The sequence below is a fragment of the Pantoea sp. EKM103V genome (assembly GCF_011800365.1).
Classification (GTDB): domain Bacteria; phylum Pseudomonadota; class Gammaproteobacteria; order Enterobacterales; family Enterobacteriaceae; genus Pantoea; species Pantoea anthophila.
Genome location: NZ_JAALFQ010000065.1, coordinates 1 through 244, shown reverse-complemented (window position 1 = coordinate 244; position 244 = coordinate 1). Strand labels below are relative to the sequence as shown.

Here is a 244-nt window from a genome sequence, read left to right as displayed (position 1 = left end):
CTCAGAAGTGAAACGCCGTAGCGCCGATGGTAGTGTGGGGCCTCCCCATGCGAGAGTAGGGAACTGCCAGGCATCAATTTAAGACCAGTACGCTGGTCGTGACCACTCCGGTGACGCGGAGCGGGCGAAATACCTGAAGTCAGCGCAAGCGGACCTCAGTACAGAATCGGTGGAGCGGTAGTTCAGTTGGTTAGAATACCTGCCTGTCACGCAGGGGGTCGCGGGTTCGAGCCCCGTCCGTTCC

At 59.8% G+C, this 244-nt stretch carries 1 tRNA gene; it reads left to right on the top strand.

Features of this window, described 5'->3' with window-relative positions:
- Window positions 1–171 precede the first annotated feature (171 nt).
- Window positions 172–244 (top strand) — tRNA-Asp (locus HFD97_RS22120).